The sequence below is a fragment of the Roseburia sp. TF10-5 genome, from assembly GCF_003462365.1.
In the GTDB taxonomy this organism is placed as follows: Bacteria; Bacillota; Clostridia; order Lachnospirales; family Lachnospiraceae; genus Roseburia; species Roseburia faecis.
This window is the reverse complement of sequence record NZ_QTYW01000001.1, coordinates 198,425-215,877: the sequence shown is the minus strand read 5'-3', so window position 1 is coordinate 215,877 and position 17,453 is coordinate 198,425. Positions and strand designations below refer to the sequence as shown.

The following is a 17,453-nucleotide window of genomic DNA, read 5'->3' as shown; positions in this document are numbered from 1 at the left end:
ATGCGTAGAAAAATTGTGCTTTTTATTATTATAGCAATCTGTTTTCTCTTACAGACAACCGTTTTTCGAGCTTTGACATTTGCCAATATCGGTCCAAATCTGCTGATTATTGTGGTGTCTTCTTTTGGACTCATGCGTGGGAAAAAAGAAGGGCTGTGGGTTGGATTCTTTTGTGGATTGCTTATCGACATATTTTTCGGGTTTTATCTCGGAGGATATGCTTTACTTTATATGTACATCGGTTACATTAACGGATTGTTCAAAAAAAGATTTTACCCGGATGATATTAAGCTTCCGATGATTCTGATCGGCTCGAGTGATATCGTAAATAACCTGATGATCTATATCGTTATGTTTTTTATGCGCAGCCGGTTTTCTTTCTGGTATTATTTTACATCCATCATACTACCGGAATTTGTTTATACCATGGTGATAACCATCTTTTTGTATTTTATTCTTCTCAAGATTAATCAGAAACTTGAGGAACACGAGAAAAGGAGAGCTATAAAATTTGAGTTATGATATCAAAGATTTTCTGAAGAAATTTTTCAGTTCGCGCCTTTTTGTGCTTGCTGCGGTATTTATCGTATTTTTCGGAATTATCCTTGCAAGAATCTTTACCCTTCAGGTCGTCAACGGAAAGTCTTATCAGGAAAACTTTTCTTTAAAGATTCAGATGAAGCAGCCGATCAATGCGGCACGTGGAAATATATATGACAAAAAAGGAAAGCTTCTGGCTTACAATGAACTTGCATATTCCATTTCCATCAATGACAGTACAACCTATTCAAGCACAAAAGAAAAAAACAAGGCTGTCAATGCAGAACTTGCAGAGATTCTTACGGTTTTAAAGAATAACGGTGAAACGCTGAATAATGATTTCAAAATTGACCGGAAAAAAGACGGTACATACAGCTTTAATGTATCCGGTTCCTCGCTGAACCGTTTTCGCGCAGATGTTTTCGGAAAAAATTCTGCCGACGATCTCGAATACAACAAAGATACCGGAATCGATGAGGCAAATGCAACCGCAGAACAGATTATGGAATATCTGATGGGAAAAGATAACTTTGGCATCAGTTCGAAATACGATGGGGATCTTGCATACCGTATCGTCGTTGTCCGTTATGCCATGCTTGGAAACCGCTTCGCAAGATACAAAGAAGTAAAAATCGCAACCGATGTTTCGGACAAGACCGTTGCTTACGTGAATGAGCATATGGACACACTGAGCGGAATTTCGGTCAACGAAGATATGATCCGGAAATACAACTACAGTGAATATTTTTCATCGATCATCGGATACACCGGACCGATTTCGGAATCGGAGTATACGGCACTGCACAAAAAGAATAAAGATTATACCCAGAATGACACCGTCGGAAAAGCCGGGCTGGAGCAGTATTACGAGACCTATCTGCGTGGGAAAAACGGAGAGCAGAAATTTTATATTGATAATGTAGGAAGAATTTCCGAAATTATCAGCAGCACCGATTCCGTAGCCGGAGATGACCTGTATCTGAGTATCGACGCAGATCTGCAGAAAGCTACCTATCTGGCATTGCAGAATGAGATTGCGGCGATTGTGTATTCCAATATCAAATCGGGCGAAATTCCGATCAACGATGTGTATACAGCCCTGATTGGCAACAGCGTCATCAACACAGAACACTTTTCAAAAGCGAAAGCCTCTGACACCGAAAAAAATGTGTTAAGTGTTTTTAAATCCCGACAGAAGACAACGCTTGGAAAAATAAAACAGGAACTGACCAGTTCACCGGAAGCGTTGAATACAATGTCCGATGAAGTGCTGGATGAATTTACTTACATTATTTCCATGTTAAAAGACGATCAGGTACTCTTAAAAAATGAGATAGATACCAGTGATTCTGTTTACCAGAAATGGAAAAATCAGAAAATCAGCCCGAAAGAGTATTTAGGTTACTGTATCACACAGCACTGGATCGATATCAGCCAGCTAAATGTCGATGAAAAATATGCGGACTCAACAGAAGTATATGATGCATTATGCAAGTATATTCTAAAGAACATTAAGACAGATACGGAATTTTCCAAAATTATATACCAGTATATGATTACACGTGGCGAAATCTCCCCGCGTCAGCTCTGTCTGATTCTGTTCGATCAGGGAGTATTGGATTATGATGATGCAACCGTAAATAAATTGAAAAACGGATCGTTGTCTCCACGGGATTTTCTCATGAAAAAGATTTACAACATTGAGATTACGCCTGCACAGCTTGCACTTGAACCATGTATCGGTTCCTGTGTGGTGACGGATGAAAAAACAGGGGAAATTCGTGCCATGGTAAGTTATCCCGGATATGACAGCAACAAACTTGCCAATGGTGTGGATTCGGAATATTTTGCATCTCTGCAGCATGATAAATCTTCTCCGCTGCTCAATTATGCGACGCAGCAGAAGACCGCACCCGGTTCCACCTTTAAGCTGGTTTCCGCAACAGCCGGTCTGGCAGAAAACGTGATTACGACATCCGACCAGATCCGGTGTACCGGAATTTATAATGACATCAGTAACAAACCAAAATGCTGGATTTATCCGGGCAGTCACGGACTTGACAATGTTTCCGAGGCAATTCGGGATTCCTGTAACGTCTTTTTCTATACGGTTGGCAATCGGCTGGCACAGAAAAAAACAGGATCTTATAATGATGCCAACGGTATTGATCTGATTCAGAAATATGCACATATCTATGGCCTGGATCAAAAAACAGGACTGGAGATTTCGGAAAGCAAATCATCTGTTGCGACAAAATATCCGGTTATGGCTGCCATTGGACAGAGTGATAACAACTATACCACCGTTGCATTGTCCCGCTATGTAACAGCCGTGGCCTCCGGCAAAAAATATAATTATCAGCTGATGAATAAAATCGTGGATGCAGATGGAAAGACGGTCAAAAAATATAAGGCCGACTATGAAGATATTTCGGACACCTTAACAAGCAGCCAGTGGGATGCCATTCATTCCGGTATGCGCGAAGTGGTTTCCACCATGGACCGCTTCCAGGGATTTGATATTCCGGTTGCCGGAAAAACCGGTACGGCACAGCAGACCGGACATGCCAATCATGGTCTGTTTGTTGGTTATGCGCCATATGATGATCCGGAAATTACCATCGCAGTACGAATTGCCAACGGTTACAGTTCGCATAATGCGGCAACTGCGGCAAGAAATATAATTTCATATTACTATAAAGAAACATCGATGAAAGATATCAAGGAAATGAAAGCAGCCGGTGCCAACGGTAACATAAGAAACTCTGTTGCCGATTAGTCACATAGATTACAATTTAAACTAACAGGAGGTTTATTTCATGGGTGAAGCAATTGTTTTCACTTCAGGAAAAGGCGGTGTTGGCAAGACTACAACAATTGCCAACATTGGCGCAGGACTTTCACGGTTAGATAAAAAAGTCATCATGCTTGATACAGACATGGGACTTCGGAATTTGGATGTTGTAATGGGAATGGAAGATCAGATCCAGTATAATCTGATCGACCTTCTCGAAAACAAATGCCGGTTAAAACAGGCATTGATCCGGGACAAGCGTTATCCGAATCTGTTTATGATTCCCGCAGCTCTCCGCTGCAGAAAGATTATGGATTATGAGAGTAAGCTGTATACGCTGATTTCCCATTTAAAACAGGAATTTGATTTCTGTCTGATTGACTGTCCGGCAGGAATCGAAGACGGGTTTCACTTTGCCGTATCTGCAGCAGATCGTGCAGTAGTTGTTACATCTCCGCATATTTCTGCTGTGCGGGATGCAGGAAGAGTCATCTGTCTGCTGGACGGTATGCGGCTTTCACAGATTGATCTGCTGATCAATGCCTACAATGCCCGTATGGTGCGAAAACACGATATGCTTTCGCAAAAAGATGTAGAAGATATTTTAGGACTTTCGGCAATCGGTGTAATTCCTGCCGATGAAAGAATTGTCGTAAGCCAGAATAAGGGAATACCTGTACTTTCCATGCACACAAAGGCCACCCGTGCATTTATGACCGCCGCAAGAGCATTCGCAAATCCACGTGTGATTCCGGTGGATCTGAATAAAGAAGATCCCTGCATCCGGCAGGGAAAAATATATCTGGGCGGAAAGGAATGTGAGTATGAAGGTTAATCGTTTTTCCCACAGACAGGACGGTTCCGGACCAATTGCCCGTGAACGTCTGAAATTAATGGCAGAATCCGCACCGTTTGAACATTCACCTGCTGCAGCAAGGCGAATGAAAAAGGAAATTTCAGATATTATTTCACGGTATTTTGAATTTTCTCCGGATGACTATGAGATAAGAGTTGTTTTGAAACAAAACAGGAAAAGAGCTTAAGATGTTAAAACAATACAAACTTAGAAATTATCATTTTCAATTGGTGATCAGCATACTGGTTTTAAATATCATCGGTATCCTGATCATTGGAAGTGCCAAACATTCTGTACAGAAAATGCAGATCTTAGGATGTATCATCGGTATGGTGGCGATGGTCATTGTATCCTTGATGGATTATTCCTTTATTCTGAGATTTACCTGGTTGTATTATATCGGAATCATTGTCCTGCTTGGTCTGGTTATGACAGGTATTGGTGACAGTGCCGGTGGAGCACAGCGCTGGATTGATTTTGGAGGTTTTCGTTTTCAGCCTTCCGAGCTGGCAAAAATCGTGCTGATTTTATTTTTCGCACGCTTTTTTTCCAAACATGCAGAGAACCTGAACACGGTAAAAACCATAGGTCTTTCTTTTGTCCTGATCGGAATTCCTCTGCTTTTGATTGTAAAGCAGCCGGATACTTCAACTTCCATCGCAATTGCATTAATTTTTATTAGCCTCTTGTTTATTGCCGGATTAAGTTATAAAATAGTATTAACCGTTTTGGGAATCTGTATTCCGACAGGATTGATAGGAATTACCGTTATACTTCGTATGGCACAATCATCGGGAGATTACCGTTTCGGTCGAATTATGGCATGGTTATATCCACAGGACCCCAGATGGTCGGATATCGCAGCACAGCAGCAAAATTCGATTATGGCAATTGGATCAGGCCAATTATGGGGGAAAGGCCTGAACAATTCCGCGGCCACATCCATGAAAAATGCGAATTATATCATTGAGCCACAGACAGATTTCATTTTCGCTGTTGCCGGTGAGGAACTCGGTTTTATAGGTACCATGGTAATTGTCCTTTTATTGCTGTTTATTGTGATAGAATGTATTCTGATCGCCCGGAAGGCAAAGGATCTCGCAGGAAGACTGATCTGTTGCGGCATGGCTGCACTGATTGGATTTCAGAGTATTTTTAATATTTTTGTTGCCACCGGTCTGATGCCGAATACAGGAATTCCGCTTCCATTTGTAAGTTACGGATTGACTTCTTTGCTTTCTTTGTATTTGGGAATGGGGTTTGTATTAAATGTTGGATTACAGCCGAAAAAATATTAGGGGGAATTGTTTAATGAATATTGGACTTGTAGCACATGACTCAAAAAAGAAATTAATGCAGAATTTCTGTATCGCATATCGTGGAATTCTGGCAAAAAACCAGTTGTTTGCAACCGGAACAACCGGACGTCTGATCGAGGAGGTTGCCAACCTCCAGATACATAAATATCTCGCAGGACATCTGGGAGGTTCCCAGCAGCTTGGTGCACAGATCGAGCACAATGAAATTGATCTCGTAATCTTTCTGCGTGATCCTCTGAAACCAAAGTCACATGAGCCGGATGTCAACAGCATTGTGCGGCTTTGTGATGAGCACAATATCCCGCTTGCAACCAATCTTGCCACAGCGGAGCTTTTGATTAAATCTTTGGATAGAGGAGACCTTGACTGGCGTGAAATGTACAAATAAAACTCATCATTTAAAAATAAAACTGCTATGTATTTCCTGCATAGCAGCTCTTTTTATGAACGGATGCGGAACAGGTAAGACTGCGGATATACAAAATCCATACTCCCTGACAGGAGATAATTCTTCCGTCAGCAGCCAGTTTTTTGCAAGGAATCTGTGTGTAACAGACGATATTAATTTTGGCACGGATCAGGTGCATGCAGATTATGCCGAAGGAGCTGGTGTTTTTGATCTGACAACCAAAGAAGTACTGTACAGCCAGAACCTTTTCGAAAAACTGTATCCGGCAAGTACCACAAAAATTTTGACAGCCTATATCATTATCCGTAACTGTGATTTGGATGATAAAGTAACGGTCAGTGCGGATGCCATTGCAAATATGGCGGATTCTTCCAAATGCGGACTTGCTGCCGGAGATGTACTTACTGTCCGGGATTTACTGTACGGACTGCTACTTGTCAGCGGAAATGATGCGGCAAATGTCCTTGCCGAATATTATTCCGGGTCAATTGACAAATTTGCAGAGGAAATGAATCGCGAAGCAAAAGCCCTAGGAGCAACACAGAGCCATTTTGTCAATGCAAACGGTCTGCCGGATGATGATCACTACACAACCGTTTACGATATGTACCTGATCTTTCAGGAAGCAATCCAGACACAGGATTTTATTGACATTATCCATACCAAAAGTTATGATGCTGCTTATCAGAATGCATCCGGTAATACCGTGACACAGACATGGGAAAGTACAAACCGGTATTTAAACGGTCAGACAACCGAACCGGAAGATATTACCGTAATTGGTGGAAAAACCGGTACCACAAACGCAGCGGGATACTGTCTTGTTTTGTATTCAAAGAATAAAAAAGGTGATGATATTGTCAGTATCGTTTACAAGGGAAAAACACGTTCTGATATGTATACGTTGATGAATCAGATTCTTTCCACGTTTGCGAATTAATGATTGTATTTCCTGTGCAAATATACTATAATTATGGTTATAAAGAACCGTTTTTTGTGACTTTTTATATTTGCAGGAGGAAGTGCCATGATTGAAATCATTTGTGGGGAAAAGGGAAAAGGAAAGACCAAGGAACTTTTAGAAAAAGTCAATCACACCGTCAGTACCGTTACCGGGAGTGTTGTTTATCTTGACAAAAGCCAGAAACATATGTATGAGTTAAACAATAAAGTCCGTCTGATCAATGTAGTGGATTATCCCATTACAAACTGTGATGAATTTTTAGGGTTTATCTGTGGGATTGTATCCCAGGATCACGATCTGGAAGAAATGTATCTGGACAGTTTTCTTACCATTGCATTCATTGAATCCGATCAGGACATGGTAAGGGCGATTGAAAAACTGGATATTATCAGCGAAAAATACAAAGTCCGTTTTATTTTAAGTGTTTCTAAAAACAAAGCGGATCTGCCGGAATATGCACAGGCGAAAGTAACGGTTTCGCTCTAAGAGATCCCGGTTTACGGAAGATGGGAGTGCTTCTTATTGAGAACACTCCCATCTTTTTTGTGTCTAATCTTCCAGAGAGGAACGGATTCTTCCATAAAAACTGATCAGATATAATCCGCTGAGTCCTACCAGCGCATATATGACACGCGTCAGCCAGGTTCCGTTTCCAAAGATAAAGGAAACCAGATTAAACTGGAAAAATCCAATCAGTCCCCAAACAATACATCCAATTACCGCTAATGTCAAAAGGCAGTTATCAAGCCATTTCATTTTTCTTACCTCCATTTTTTATCCATAGTATGGAACAAAAAATTAAAATTATACACATTTCTTCTGATGATTGTATTTGCAGTTTGAAAATGGTAAGATAGAAGTATCAATCAGAGAGGTGGACTTTTTTGGCACGCAAACAGAATGTTGTACGAATGCATCATGGTCTGAATTTAAATATCGGAATCGTGATTTTTGTAATTATAATTATCTATGTCATCTTTAACCTTATATCGTATCTGACTTCCAGCCCGGTTGCTGAATACGAAGTGGGGCAGGGAACCATTGCAACAAACCATGTTTATCACGGACTGATTCTGCGCGATGAGACGGTTGTCTATGCAGGACAGAGCGGTTATATCAATTACTATCTGAAAAACGGGGCAAAAGCCTCTGTCAATGACGTAGTCTATTCCATTGACACCAGCGGGGAACTTTCCCGGCAGATTTCAGATGCCGCATCCACTTGCGACACCCTTGACCCCGAAACACTGAAAGAAGTTTCCTCCGAACTGGATGTTTTCCGGAATTCTTATGACTCCAACACGTTTTCTTCGGTTTATACATTCAAAAACGAACTCAATGCACAGCTGACACAGACCCTTAGCATGAATGCCCTCAGTTCTTTAAATGAAGATGTGAAAGCCGCTGTAGAAAACAATACGTTTTACAAAAAGAAGTCAGAAAAACCCGGAATTATCGTATATTACACGGACGGCTATGAAAGTGTCACCACAGACAACTTTACTGCCGATCAGTTTAACATGGCAGATTACAAAAGAAATTCTCTGGATGATCAGGAACAGGTCACGGCAAATACCCCTGCCTACAAACGGATTGACAGTGAAAAATGGAATATTCTGTTGCCGGTATCAGAGGATATGGCAAAACAGCTAAAAGATAATGAGTATATTAAAATCCGTTTCTGCAAGGATGATTTTACACTGACAGTTCCTTATTCCCTGACCAAAAAAGACGGAAGTTATTATGTAAACCTGAGTTTAAAAACGGCAATGATCCGTTATGTAAATGATCGTTTCGTCGATGTGGAACTTGTCGTATCTGAAAAAACCGGTCTGAAAATTCCGAATTCGGCCATTACAAAAAAACAGTTTTATACGGTTCCAAAAGAGTATTTTACACAGGGAGGCGATTCATCTGATCCCGGACTTATGATAGAAAACCATGCTGGAGATACCGGTTCGGTAACACTGGTTCAGCCAACGATATACTACGAAACGGATGATTTTTACTATATTGATGATGAAACCGTTTCTGCCGGCGATGTTGTGGTAAAAAACAATTCTTCCGGGACGTATACCATCGGCAGTGATGTGGACAAGCTCACCGGTGTTTATAATATCAACAAAGGATATGCCGTATTTAAACAAATTGATATTCTTGCACAAAACAATAAATATACCATCGTTGATACAGGCACTTCCTACGGAGTCGCCCTGTATGATCATATTGCTTTAGACGGCAGTAAAATAAAAGAAAACCAGCTGGTTGTAAAATAAAAGGAGTGTATACATGATGGATTTACAGGAAAACCTGCAACAGGTAGAAGCAAATATATGCAAGGCATGCGAAAACGCAGGAAGAAAACGCAGTGATGTGACATTGATCGCCGTCAGCAAAACCAAGCCAATCGAAATGCTTCAGACCGTATATGATCTGGGACCGCGTGATTTTGGAGAGAATAAAGTTCAGGAAATGTGTGAGAAAATGGAAGTTCTTCCAAAAGATATCCGCTGGCATATGATCGGACATCTGCAGACGAACAAAGTGAAATATATCGTTGGAAAAACAGAACTCATCCATTCGGTGGACAGTCTGCATCTGGCAAAAGAAATTGAAAAACAGGCTGCAAAACAAAATGTAACCGTCTCTATTCTGGTTGAGGTCAATATTGCAGAAGAGGAGAGTAAATTTGGTATTCATAAGGAAGAAACCATTTCCCTTATCCGCCAGATTGCCGCTTTGCCGCATATCCAAATCCTTGGGCTGATGACGATTGCACCATTCGTGGAAAATCCGGAAGACAACCGCACTTACTTCCGGCAGATTCGCCAATTATCTGTTGACATTGACGCACAAAACATAGATAATGTACGTATGGATATTTTGTCCATGGGAATGACCGGAGATTATATGGTTGCAATTGAAGAAGGTGCAACCATGGTTCGCGTTGGAACCGGAATTTTCGGCGAAAGACATTATCAAAAATAAGGTGGTAAAAAATGAGTATTATTGATAAATTTCTCGATGTCATGCGTTTAAATGATGATGATTACGAATTTGATAACGAAGATTACGATTACGATGAAGAAGAGGATTATGAGGTAAAAGAAAAAAAACCTTCCCGCAGAGAACGCAAAAAAGAAGAGGAACAGCAGCAGACCGCAGCAACTTTTGATATTTCCGAAAAGCAGAGGCAGAAGCAGCAGAATAAAATTACACCAATCAACCGAAACCGCCGACAGGGACAACCGGGAATGGAAGTATGTGTGATCAAGCCAACTACCATTGAAGATGAGATTGAAATAACAGAAACCTTATTAAATGGACGTACCGTTGTAATCAACATGGAAGGACTCAGTGTAGATATTGCACAGCGGATCATCGATTTTACTTCCGGTGCTACCTTTGCCATGCATGGAAATCTACAGAAGATCTCCAATTACATCTTCCTTGCAACTCCAAATGGTGTTGACATTTCCGGAGATATTCAGGGACTTATGGAATCTTTTGATTTACCAGGATTAAATTAATGATATGAACGAACAGGAATTATGCCGGAAGCGTCTTCTGGATCTTTCCAGACAGGCGGACCGGAAAGGAATTGTATTATTCAGTGATTTTTTAAATTTAAATGAACAGAATATTTTTCATAGTCTGCAGAAGGAACTGTATACTACAGCAGAACTATCCGGTGGCTATGAGCAGGCAGAGCGTCAGATGGTTGCATTTATCCCTGATGCTCTTTGTTATGAATGGTCTTATCCGTTTGTTTGTATCCATGCGGTTCCCCAGTATCCAAAATATGCGGAAAAACTTACGCATCGCGATGTACTGGGGGCACTGATGCACCTTGGGCTGGACCGGAGTAAAATCGGGGATATTGTTCTGCTGGAAAATGACATTTATATCTTTTGTTCAGAGACCATCTCAGATTTTATTATGGATCAGTTTACGCAGATCCGCCATACCATGATCCGGAGTTCGATTATCGAAGATGTCAGTACCCTTAAAGTTCATCCCGTTTTTGAGGAACACGATGATATGGTTGCTTCTAACCGCATTGATGCCATTATTGCGCGGGCATATCATTTATCCCGGTCGGAAGCTGCCGCATATCTTACCGCTGAGAAAGTTTTCATTAATGGACGCTGCATTACAAACTGCAATCAATCCTGTGACAACGGAGATATTGTTTCGGTTCGCCAAAAAGGGCGTTTTGTTTTTGAAACCGACCAGTCTCTCAGCAAAAAAGGAAAACTTCGCGTCCGGTTTATGATTTATAAGTAAGGAGAGAACAATGAATCAGAGAAAGACAAAAAAATATATGGGATACAGCGGTCTGCTTGTTATTCTTTTAATTGCCATCGACCAGTTTACCAAATGGCTTGCCTATACCCATCTGTACCAGAAACCGGATGTGTCTGTGATCGATGGGGTATTCCAGTTAAAATATCTCGAGAATGACAGTGCTGCATTTAGTCTGGATCCGGTTTCTATTCTGCACCGGATTTTTCATTTTACTTATTTTGACAGCCATCCGGAAGCTTTTTTGATGGCAAAAATGATCTTTTTTGCCGTACTGACCATCGTTGTGCTTGTTTTACTGGCTATTGTGTATCAGCGAATTCCATTGAACCGCCGTTTTCTTCCGCTGAATATCATAGCCGTCGGAATCTTTGCAGGGGCGGCCGGAAACCTGATTGACCGTGTAATTCATCACTATGTCATTGATTTCTTTTATTTCAGCCTGATCAATTTTCCGGTTTTTAATGTTGCAGATATTTATGTAACACTTTCTGCAATCGCATTGATCATTGTTGTGCTTTTTTATTACAAGGAAGAAGATTTTTCTTTGATTTTCACTGGAAAACTGCAAGATGAAAAGGAGTCCTAAAACCGTGCAGGAAGAATCATTTGAAGTACAATATACACAGGAAGGGGAGCGTCTGGATAAAGTTCTTTCCGAAATTTATCCGGATTTCTCCCGTTCTTTTTTTCAAAAACTTATCAAAAACAAACAAATTCAGGTAAACGGGGCAGTTCAAAAGGCCAGTTATCCGGTACATACAGAAGATCTCATACGTGTCACCATTCCGGATGCTGTCGAAACGACCATTGAACCGGAAAACATTCCGCTGGACATTCTGTATGAAGACGATGATGTTCTGATTGTGAACAAACCCAAAGGGATGGTCGTTCATCCATCGGCAGGACATTATTCCGGGACACTGGTAAATGCCATTATGAATCATTGCAAAGATTCCCTGAGCGGTATCAACGGACAGATACGTCCGGGGATTGTTCATCGTATTGATATGGATACAACCGGTTCCCTGATTGTATGCAAAAATGATGAAAGTCACGTAAACATTGCAGAGCAGATCAAAGAACATACCGTCAACCGCATCTACGTTGGCATTGTCTGCGGAAATGTAACAGAAGATGAGGGAACCATCGAAGGCGCGATTGGAAGGCATCCGGTTGACCGCAAAAAAATGGCTGTCAATGAGAAAAACGGAAAACCGGCAATTACTCATTATAAAGTTCTTGAACGTTTTGGAAATTATACTTATATGCAGTTTCAACTGGAAACCGGACGAACTCACCAGATCCGTGTACACATGGCAAGCATCGGGCATCCGTTACTCGGAGATACTCTGTATTCCAGTGGCAGATCACCGTTCAAACATTTGCAGGGGCAGACGCTCCACGCAAAAACAATAGGATTCGTTCATCCAAAAAGTGGAGAATATATGGAATTTTCTGCTCCGTTGCCGGAATATTTTGATAATTTGCTAAAATTGTTGAAATCCAGGTCCTAAATGTTGTATAATATGTATATACTTTAAGAGATTACTTAAAGAATTTATGACATCGGAGGTAACGGGTATGGGCAATTATATTTATACAATCGGAAGAGAACTTGGAAGTGGTGGATACACCGTTGCAAAACTTTTAGCAGAACGTCTTGGAATCAAGTTATATGATAAAGAACTTTTGGCACAGGCAGCAAAAGATTCTGGTTTTTGCGAAGAAATTTTCGAAAATCATGATGAACGTCCAACCAACAGTTTTCTGTATTCCTTAGTAATGGATACATATACCGGCGGAAATTATTCTGCAGCACCGTTTTTGGATATGCCGCTTAATCACAAAGTATTTTTAGCACAATTTGATACCATAAAAAAGATTGCATCTGAGGAGTCCTGTGTAATTGTCGGCCGCTGTGCAGATTACGCACTGGCTTCTAATCCGGACTGTCTGAGCATCTTTGTACATGCAGATATGGACGATCGTATCAAGCGTGTCAGCAAACGTGAGGATGTCACGGAATCAAAAGCCAAAGATATGATCCAGAAAAGAGATAAGCAGCGTTCCAGCTATTATAATTATTACACCTGTAAGAAATGGGGAGACTCCAGAAGCTATGATCTGACACTTAACACAAGTAAGATCACACCGGAGGCGTGTGTCGACATTATTCTGGATTTTCGAAAGAAAATGGAACAGAAGAAATAAAGCAATTCAGCTCTGAAAAAAGGAACCGGTCTTAAGGTCCGGTTCCTTTTCTTGTATACTTTAAAAATCTATTGAAAATATTAAGAGGAATGAAATCCATGCGATTTGTAATACAACGTGTCACTGAAGCAACATGTGAAGTTGATCAAAAAATTACCGGACAGATAACAAACGGCTTTTGCGTCCTGATCGGAATTGCAGAAACCGATACCAAAAACATTGCCGATAAAATGATTCGAAAACTCCTTGGGATGCGCATCTTCGGTGATGAAAACGGAAAAACAAACCTGTCTTTACATGATATCGAAGGCTCCCTGTTATTAATATCACAGTTTACATTATATGCGGACTGCCGGAAGGGAAACCGTCCATCTTTTATCAAAGCCGGAAATCCGGAACTTGCAAACAATCTCTACGAATATATTATTGCAAAATGCAAAGAAGAAATTCCGGATGTACAAACGGGAATCTTTGGTGCAGATATGAAAATTTCTCTGGTAAACGACGGGCCTTTTACCATATTGCTGGATTCTGAAGATCTTGCATAATGGCTTGCAAAGGCATACGCGGAGTGATCTCCTGATTTTATCAGGAAAACTATTCGTTAAACTTAGGTTTTGCGAATAGTTATATACCTAACTTTCCATACCCTGCATGGCTTTCAGACCATACTTTTCAGCAGACGTGACATACTGTTTTCCCTTGGCACTTGCAAGCATCTGGAAGCTGTCATACGCATTTCTAAGATCATCCGTCTGAATAAACTTATAGTTGCTGTGTGGAATCTTGCGTTTTTTCATAACATCAACTTCATGCAGGAATTGTTCATAATCATCCACGTCATATTTACGCAGTTTCGTAACGCGCCCAAAATAACCGCGCCTGCACTCAATTACATGAGTACACAATTCACGGATAGTTTTATCAACGCGCCCGAAACGTTGAGCCGTTCCTACAATCTGTTTTCCATTTCCCTTACGGTTCTGAGTTAGCATAGTCACCAGTTCAAACGGAAAATTCTGATAATCACGAGAATTGAACTCATTCTGTATTTCATCATAGCCAAAAATCACAGGTTTGTCATAATCTGACAGTAAATCGCGCCAATGCGTCAGCTTAAAATCTTCATCCCGAAAACCATAATTCGTACAGATGTATATCTTATCACCATATTTTTTCCGCATACGTGTTAAATATTCCGTCAATGCCATAGTTTTTCCCTGTCCGTACAATCCACAGTACAACCATATGCCATACAAATGTATTTTCCGAGGATATTTAAAGTATCTGTAAATATCCCTGCACCACCATGGCAGAACACGAAACAGGAACGGCAACCAAAAGCCAAGCACGAGCACCACAACAACCAATCCAATCATTTTCAAAAATCCCATTTTTTCATTTTCTCCATTCTTTATTTTTTCTCGTACAACACCACGTTACTGTCTAAATTCAGTGCACGGTGGCAAACAAGCCGGATTCCATGCCACAAGAAACCAGATGCACCACCGCTATCTTTAAATACTTCCACCGCTAGAAGCCGATCACGCAAAAAACGCGTGTCGGGTCTCATGTCCGTTTTCAGACGGTTTATCACGTTCTCCGAGACATTCCGACTATTAGGTTAACGGAAGAAGTTTCCAAATAAATATAAGTAATCCCGCCGTAGCCTTTAACCCTATCCAAAACATGGCAGACGCAAGCACCGCAAGAAAGAGATCTGCACCCATGATATACTGACCATACTGCACACAGGTAGCCAGTGCACCAATCAGATCAACAGGCAGTGACAAAATTTGCATACCTGTCAAGACTCCACAAAGGATATTGACCACCGAATTTACAAAAAACATAACAATCATCATCAATCCCCCTTAGACGTTTCATTCTTGTCACCACCCTGCGTCATGGCACGGATACCGCCCACTATAGATATGGCAGGCTGACCGATAAAGCCCAAGAACTGATTGACGTTAAACAGCACCAACAGCAGGGCGATAAATCCACGTATAATTGAGCGGAAATACCCTACCCCCTTCAACACAAGGCTAGCATCCAATATCGTCACTTTTTTCCCATACAGCGTACACGTTATATCACCAAACTCTTTCGAGCCCGTAGCCAAACTGGTAAGTTCATACGAGTACAACAACCCACTGAACGCTGATTTCAGTTTATTCAATGCCTTATCCATTTCCCCATCTTTCGGAACAAACAGGTTCTTGATAAATTCCCCCACCGCTTCTGGGATAGCAAGTATACCATCAATGATATTCTGTAGTGTATCGACAAATGCACCAAATATCGTCTTACCTATCTTTTTCAAAGCATCCGTTACTAAGTCAAACGATTTTTTAACAAAATCAATAAAAGGCTTGAAAAATTCATAAACAGCAGATGCCACACTAGACACCGCGCTAGCAATGTTGGAAAGTGCATCTTTAAACGCTTGGAATATCAGTGAAGGAAGACCTTTAACCGCGGCAACAATGTCAGACAGCCAATCAATAATGCCAGACAAGATACCGCTATTGGAAGAATCACTTTCGTCTGGCTTATCACCCCCGCTGGAAGTTCCTGGACCATCTTTATTGACACCCCCAACGATGGTATAAAAAAACTATCGGACTTTACCGTATACTCCTTTTTTTCGCTGTCATATTCTGCATATTGTATATTGGTATTTGAATAAATAAAATCTTCAGTCGAACCGCCAAAAAGGTAAGAACCCGATTGAGATTTAGAGTCAAAAACAAGATTACTACAGTTTACCCACTCACCGCTATTAAAAGCTCCTTTTTCAGAACTAATAACAAAATCACGTTGCGTATATGGGGCAAAAGAATATATTTTCCAATTTATACGACTTTCATTCGATACAAAATGCCCCTTATCACTAGCCGAGTATACTTTTTTATCCGTCAAATAAACATAATAAGTACCCGCTGAATACGAATCAAATTCTATATAGATATACGGATATTCTGCCAATAAATCGTCCGAAACATCAATGGTATAGGAACTATCCCCATAGTCGAACGAACGCACAGACGCTTGTGCCCGAACCGTACCAAAACAAAGAGTACAGATAAAACAAAAGGCAAATGCAAGCAACACATTCCTCATACCCTGCAAATGCCTTTTTACTTTCCTTTCTTCCATATCACCCCATCCTTTCATTACACAATCTATAAAGCATCTGTGCGCGTGGGGACAGTGCCCCACCGCGCACAACAGACTTTTTATAAGAACTTGTATACAATTCTTGGAATGAGTGATACACCAATCATCACACCCATAATTGCGATCCCAACCGGAAGAAGAACCCCAAGGTTATCGTTTAATGTGGTTGTGATAGGTGCAAGCATTTCTGCCGTCACAAGTGCTCCTTTCATACCGTTACCCCCTTTCCCACGCTAAAACCGCGTGAAATATTCTATATATCGGTAGTAAAGAACACATAAGAGTATGACCACAGCAAATGCCACGATATAATCAAAATATTCATTGATACGCACCAACAAGCCGTTAATACTTGCAAGAAGCACATACAGATCATCAAGCGTTACATTACTACCGGTAGTAAGAGCCGAACCGCTGGTTACAACAGCGACAGGGCTACTTGCTAACAACATGGAAATCCACCAAATAAGCACGGTTTCCGGAAAGTTCATAATCAAACTTGATTTCTTTCCCGATATGTGACGGATTCAGTTCATCAACCCTTTCAGCAGGAAGAAAAATTTCCTCAACCTTAGAACCACAACATCCGTTATCAATATCCCTCTGCGAAAAATTACTTACAACCTGCGCAACGCAATAACGTTCCCCTTTCTTGGATGTAAAACGCTTATACCCTACTAATTTACTCATTTTCTTTTCCTCTCTTTCTATGTGCTTTTTTACCGGGCAAATATTTAGTTGTCAAGGTTCGCTTGCGTTTTCACAAACTTGCTGATAAAATAAAGATTGGAATAATTACTTTATCTATTTGCGTGGGTGCATTTAGGTTCCCATCCTAAGTTACAACTAGAGGGTTTCCGGTGCACCCA

23 protein-coding genes are annotated in these 17,453 nt (G+C 40.9%); 16 read left to right on the top strand and 7 right to left on the bottom strand.

Annotated elements, in window-relative coordinates; all coding sequences use genetic code 11:
- The 8 genes from mreD (at position 1) to DXD06_RS01125 (ending at position 7,368) form a co-directional block, all read left to right on the top strand.
- Positions 1-522: a rod shape-determining protein MreD gene (gene mreD, locus DXD06_RS01160; protein WP_022047035.1), complete on the top strand. Its 522-nt coding sequence runs from the start codon at positions 1-3 to the stop codon at positions 520-522.
- Positions 512-3,319 (top strand): penicillin-binding transpeptidase domain-containing protein, encoded by a 2,808-nt coding sequence (locus tag DXD06_RS01155; protein ID WP_117830347.1) that lies wholly within the window; start codon positions 512-514, stop codon positions 3,317-3,319. The genes mreD and DXD06_RS01155 overlap by 11 nt, the downstream gene beginning before the upstream one ends.
- Before the next feature lie 40 nt (positions 3,320-3,359).
- Positions 3,360-4,169, top strand: coding sequence for a septum site-determining protein MinD (gene minD / locus DXD06_RS01150; RefSeq protein WP_022047033.1), 810 nt, complete (start codon positions 3,360-3,362; stop codon positions 4,167-4,169).
- Complete coding sequence (locus DXD06_RS01145) at positions 4,159-4,377, top strand: cell division topological specificity factor MinE (RefSeq protein ID WP_022047032.1); 219 nt, start codon at positions 4,159-4,161, stop codon at positions 4,375-4,377. Before minD ends, DXD06_RS01145 begins: the two co-directional genes overlap by 11 nt.
- 1 nt (position 4,378) lies before the next feature.
- Positions 4,379-5,488: an FtsW/RodA/SpoVE family cell cycle protein gene (locus DXD06_RS01140; protein ID WP_117830346.1), complete on the top strand. Its 1,110-nt coding sequence runs from the start codon at positions 4,379-4,381 to the stop codon at positions 5,486-5,488.
- A gap of 13 nt (positions 5,489-5,501) precedes the next feature.
- A complete protein-coding gene (locus tag DXD06_RS01135) occupies positions 5,502-5,897 on the top strand; it encodes a methylglyoxal synthase (RefSeq protein WP_022047030.1) in 396 nt (131 codons plus the stop codon).
- Between the two features lie 55 nt (positions 5,898-5,952).
- On the top strand, positions 5,953-6,858 hold the full coding sequence (locus DXD06_RS01130) for a D-alanyl-D-alanine carboxypeptidase family protein (protein ID WP_117830471.1): 906 nt from the start codon (positions 5,953-5,955) through the stop codon (positions 6,856-6,858).
- Positions 6,859-6,945: 87 nt separating this feature from the next.
- The gene (locus DXD06_RS01125; RefSeq protein WP_022047028.1) at positions 6,946-7,368 is read left to right on the top strand and encodes a hypothetical protein; all 423 of its coding nucleotides are present in this window, start codon (positions 6,946-6,948) and stop codon (positions 7,366-7,368) included.
- Between the two features lie 63 nt (positions 7,369-7,431).
- Here DXD06_RS01125 and DXD06_RS01120 read toward each other — a convergent pair whose 3' ends face one another.
- Positions 7,432-7,638 carry a DUF378 domain-containing protein gene (locus DXD06_RS01120; RefSeq protein WP_022047027.1) on the bottom strand — a complete coding sequence of 69 codons (207 nt, stop codon included), beginning with the start codon at positions 7,636-7,638 and terminating at the stop codon, positions 7,432-7,434.
- A 128-nt stretch (positions 7,639-7,766) separates the two neighbouring features.
- On the opposite strand from DXD06_RS01120, the gene DXD06_RS01115 reads away from it, so the two are divergent.
- From DXD06_RS01115 to dtd, 8 genes are all read left to right on the top strand, one after another.
- Entirely contained in the window at positions 7,767-9,158 is a 1,392-nt protein-coding gene (locus tag DXD06_RS01115; RefSeq protein ID WP_022047026.1) for an HlyD family efflux transporter periplasmic adaptor subunit, read from the top strand.
- A gap of 13 nt (positions 9,159-9,171) precedes the next feature.
- Entirely contained in the window at positions 9,172-9,870 is a 699-nt protein-coding gene (locus DXD06_RS01110; RefSeq protein WP_226947468.1) for a YggS family pyridoxal phosphate-dependent enzyme, read from the top strand.
- A gap of 11 nt (positions 9,871-9,881) precedes the next feature.
- A complete protein-coding gene (locus DXD06_RS01105) occupies positions 9,882-10,412 on the top strand; it encodes a cell division protein SepF (protein ID WP_055067831.1) in 531 nt (176 codons plus the stop codon).
- 4 nt (positions 10,413-10,416) lie between these two features.
- Complete coding sequence (locus DXD06_RS01100) at positions 10,417-11,169, top strand: YlmH family RNA-binding protein (protein WP_022047023.1); 753 nt, start codon at positions 10,417-10,419, stop codon at positions 11,167-11,169.
- Between the two features lie 10 nt (positions 11,170-11,179).
- Positions 11,180-11,776 carry a signal peptidase II gene (locus DXD06_RS01095; RefSeq protein ID WP_117830345.1) on the top strand — a complete coding sequence of 199 codons (597 nt, stop codon included), beginning with the start codon at positions 11,180-11,182 and terminating at the stop codon, positions 11,774-11,776.
- 4 nt (positions 11,777-11,780) lie between these two features.
- Positions 11,781-12,704, top strand: a complete 924-nt coding sequence (locus DXD06_RS01090; RefSeq protein ID WP_117830468.1) for an RluA family pseudouridine synthase — start codon at positions 11,781-11,783, stop codon at positions 12,702-12,704.
- Between the two features lie 67 nt (positions 12,705-12,771).
- A complete protein-coding gene (locus DXD06_RS01085; RefSeq protein ID WP_117830344.1) occupies positions 12,772-13,401 on the top strand; it encodes a cytidylate kinase-like family protein in 630 nt (209 codons plus the stop codon).
- 98 nt (positions 13,402-13,499) lie between these two features.
- Positions 13,500-13,949 (top strand): D-aminoacyl-tRNA deacylase, encoded by a 450-nt coding sequence (gene dtd, locus DXD06_RS01080; protein WP_117830343.1) that lies wholly within the window; start codon positions 13,500-13,502, stop codon positions 13,947-13,949.
- An 87-nt stretch (positions 13,950-14,036) separates the two neighbouring features.
- Here the strand turns inward: dtd and DXD06_RS01075 are convergent, their stop codons facing one another.
- From DXD06_RS01075 to DXD06_RS01055, 6 genes are all read right to left on the bottom strand, one after another.
- The gene (locus DXD06_RS01075; protein ID WP_117830342.1) at positions 14,037-14,795 is read right to left on the bottom strand and encodes a zonular occludens toxin domain-containing protein; all 759 of its coding nucleotides are present in this window, start codon (positions 14,793-14,795) and stop codon (positions 14,037-14,039) included.
- 225 nt (positions 14,796-15,020) lie between these two features.
- Positions 15,021-15,266 (bottom strand): hypothetical protein, encoded by a 246-nt coding sequence (locus tag DXD06_RS01070; RefSeq protein ID WP_147343597.1) that lies wholly within the window; start codon positions 15,264-15,266, stop codon positions 15,021-15,023.
- Entirely contained in the window at positions 15,266-15,922 is a 657-nt protein-coding gene (locus DXD06_RS01065; protein ID WP_147343596.1) for a hypothetical protein, read from the bottom strand. Before DXD06_RS01065 ends, DXD06_RS01070 begins: the two co-directional genes overlap by 1 nt.
- Positions 15,859-16,563 (bottom strand): hypothetical protein, encoded by a 705-nt coding sequence (locus tag DXD06_RS01060; RefSeq protein WP_117830339.1) that lies wholly within the window; start codon positions 16,561-16,563, stop codon positions 15,859-15,861. The genes DXD06_RS01065 and DXD06_RS01060 overlap by 64 nt, the downstream gene beginning before the upstream one ends.
- Positions 16,564-16,643: 80 nt before the next feature.
- Positions 16,644-16,796 carry a hypothetical protein gene (locus DXD06_RS16970; protein ID WP_158569453.1) on the bottom strand — a complete coding sequence of 51 codons (153 nt, stop codon included), beginning with the start codon at positions 16,794-16,796 and terminating at the stop codon, positions 16,644-16,646.
- Between the two features lie 223 nt (positions 16,797-17,019).
- Entirely contained in the window at positions 17,020-17,274 is a 255-nt protein-coding gene (locus tag DXD06_RS01055; RefSeq protein WP_117830338.1) for a hypothetical protein, read from the bottom strand.
- Positions 17,275-17,453 lie beyond the last annotated feature (179 nt).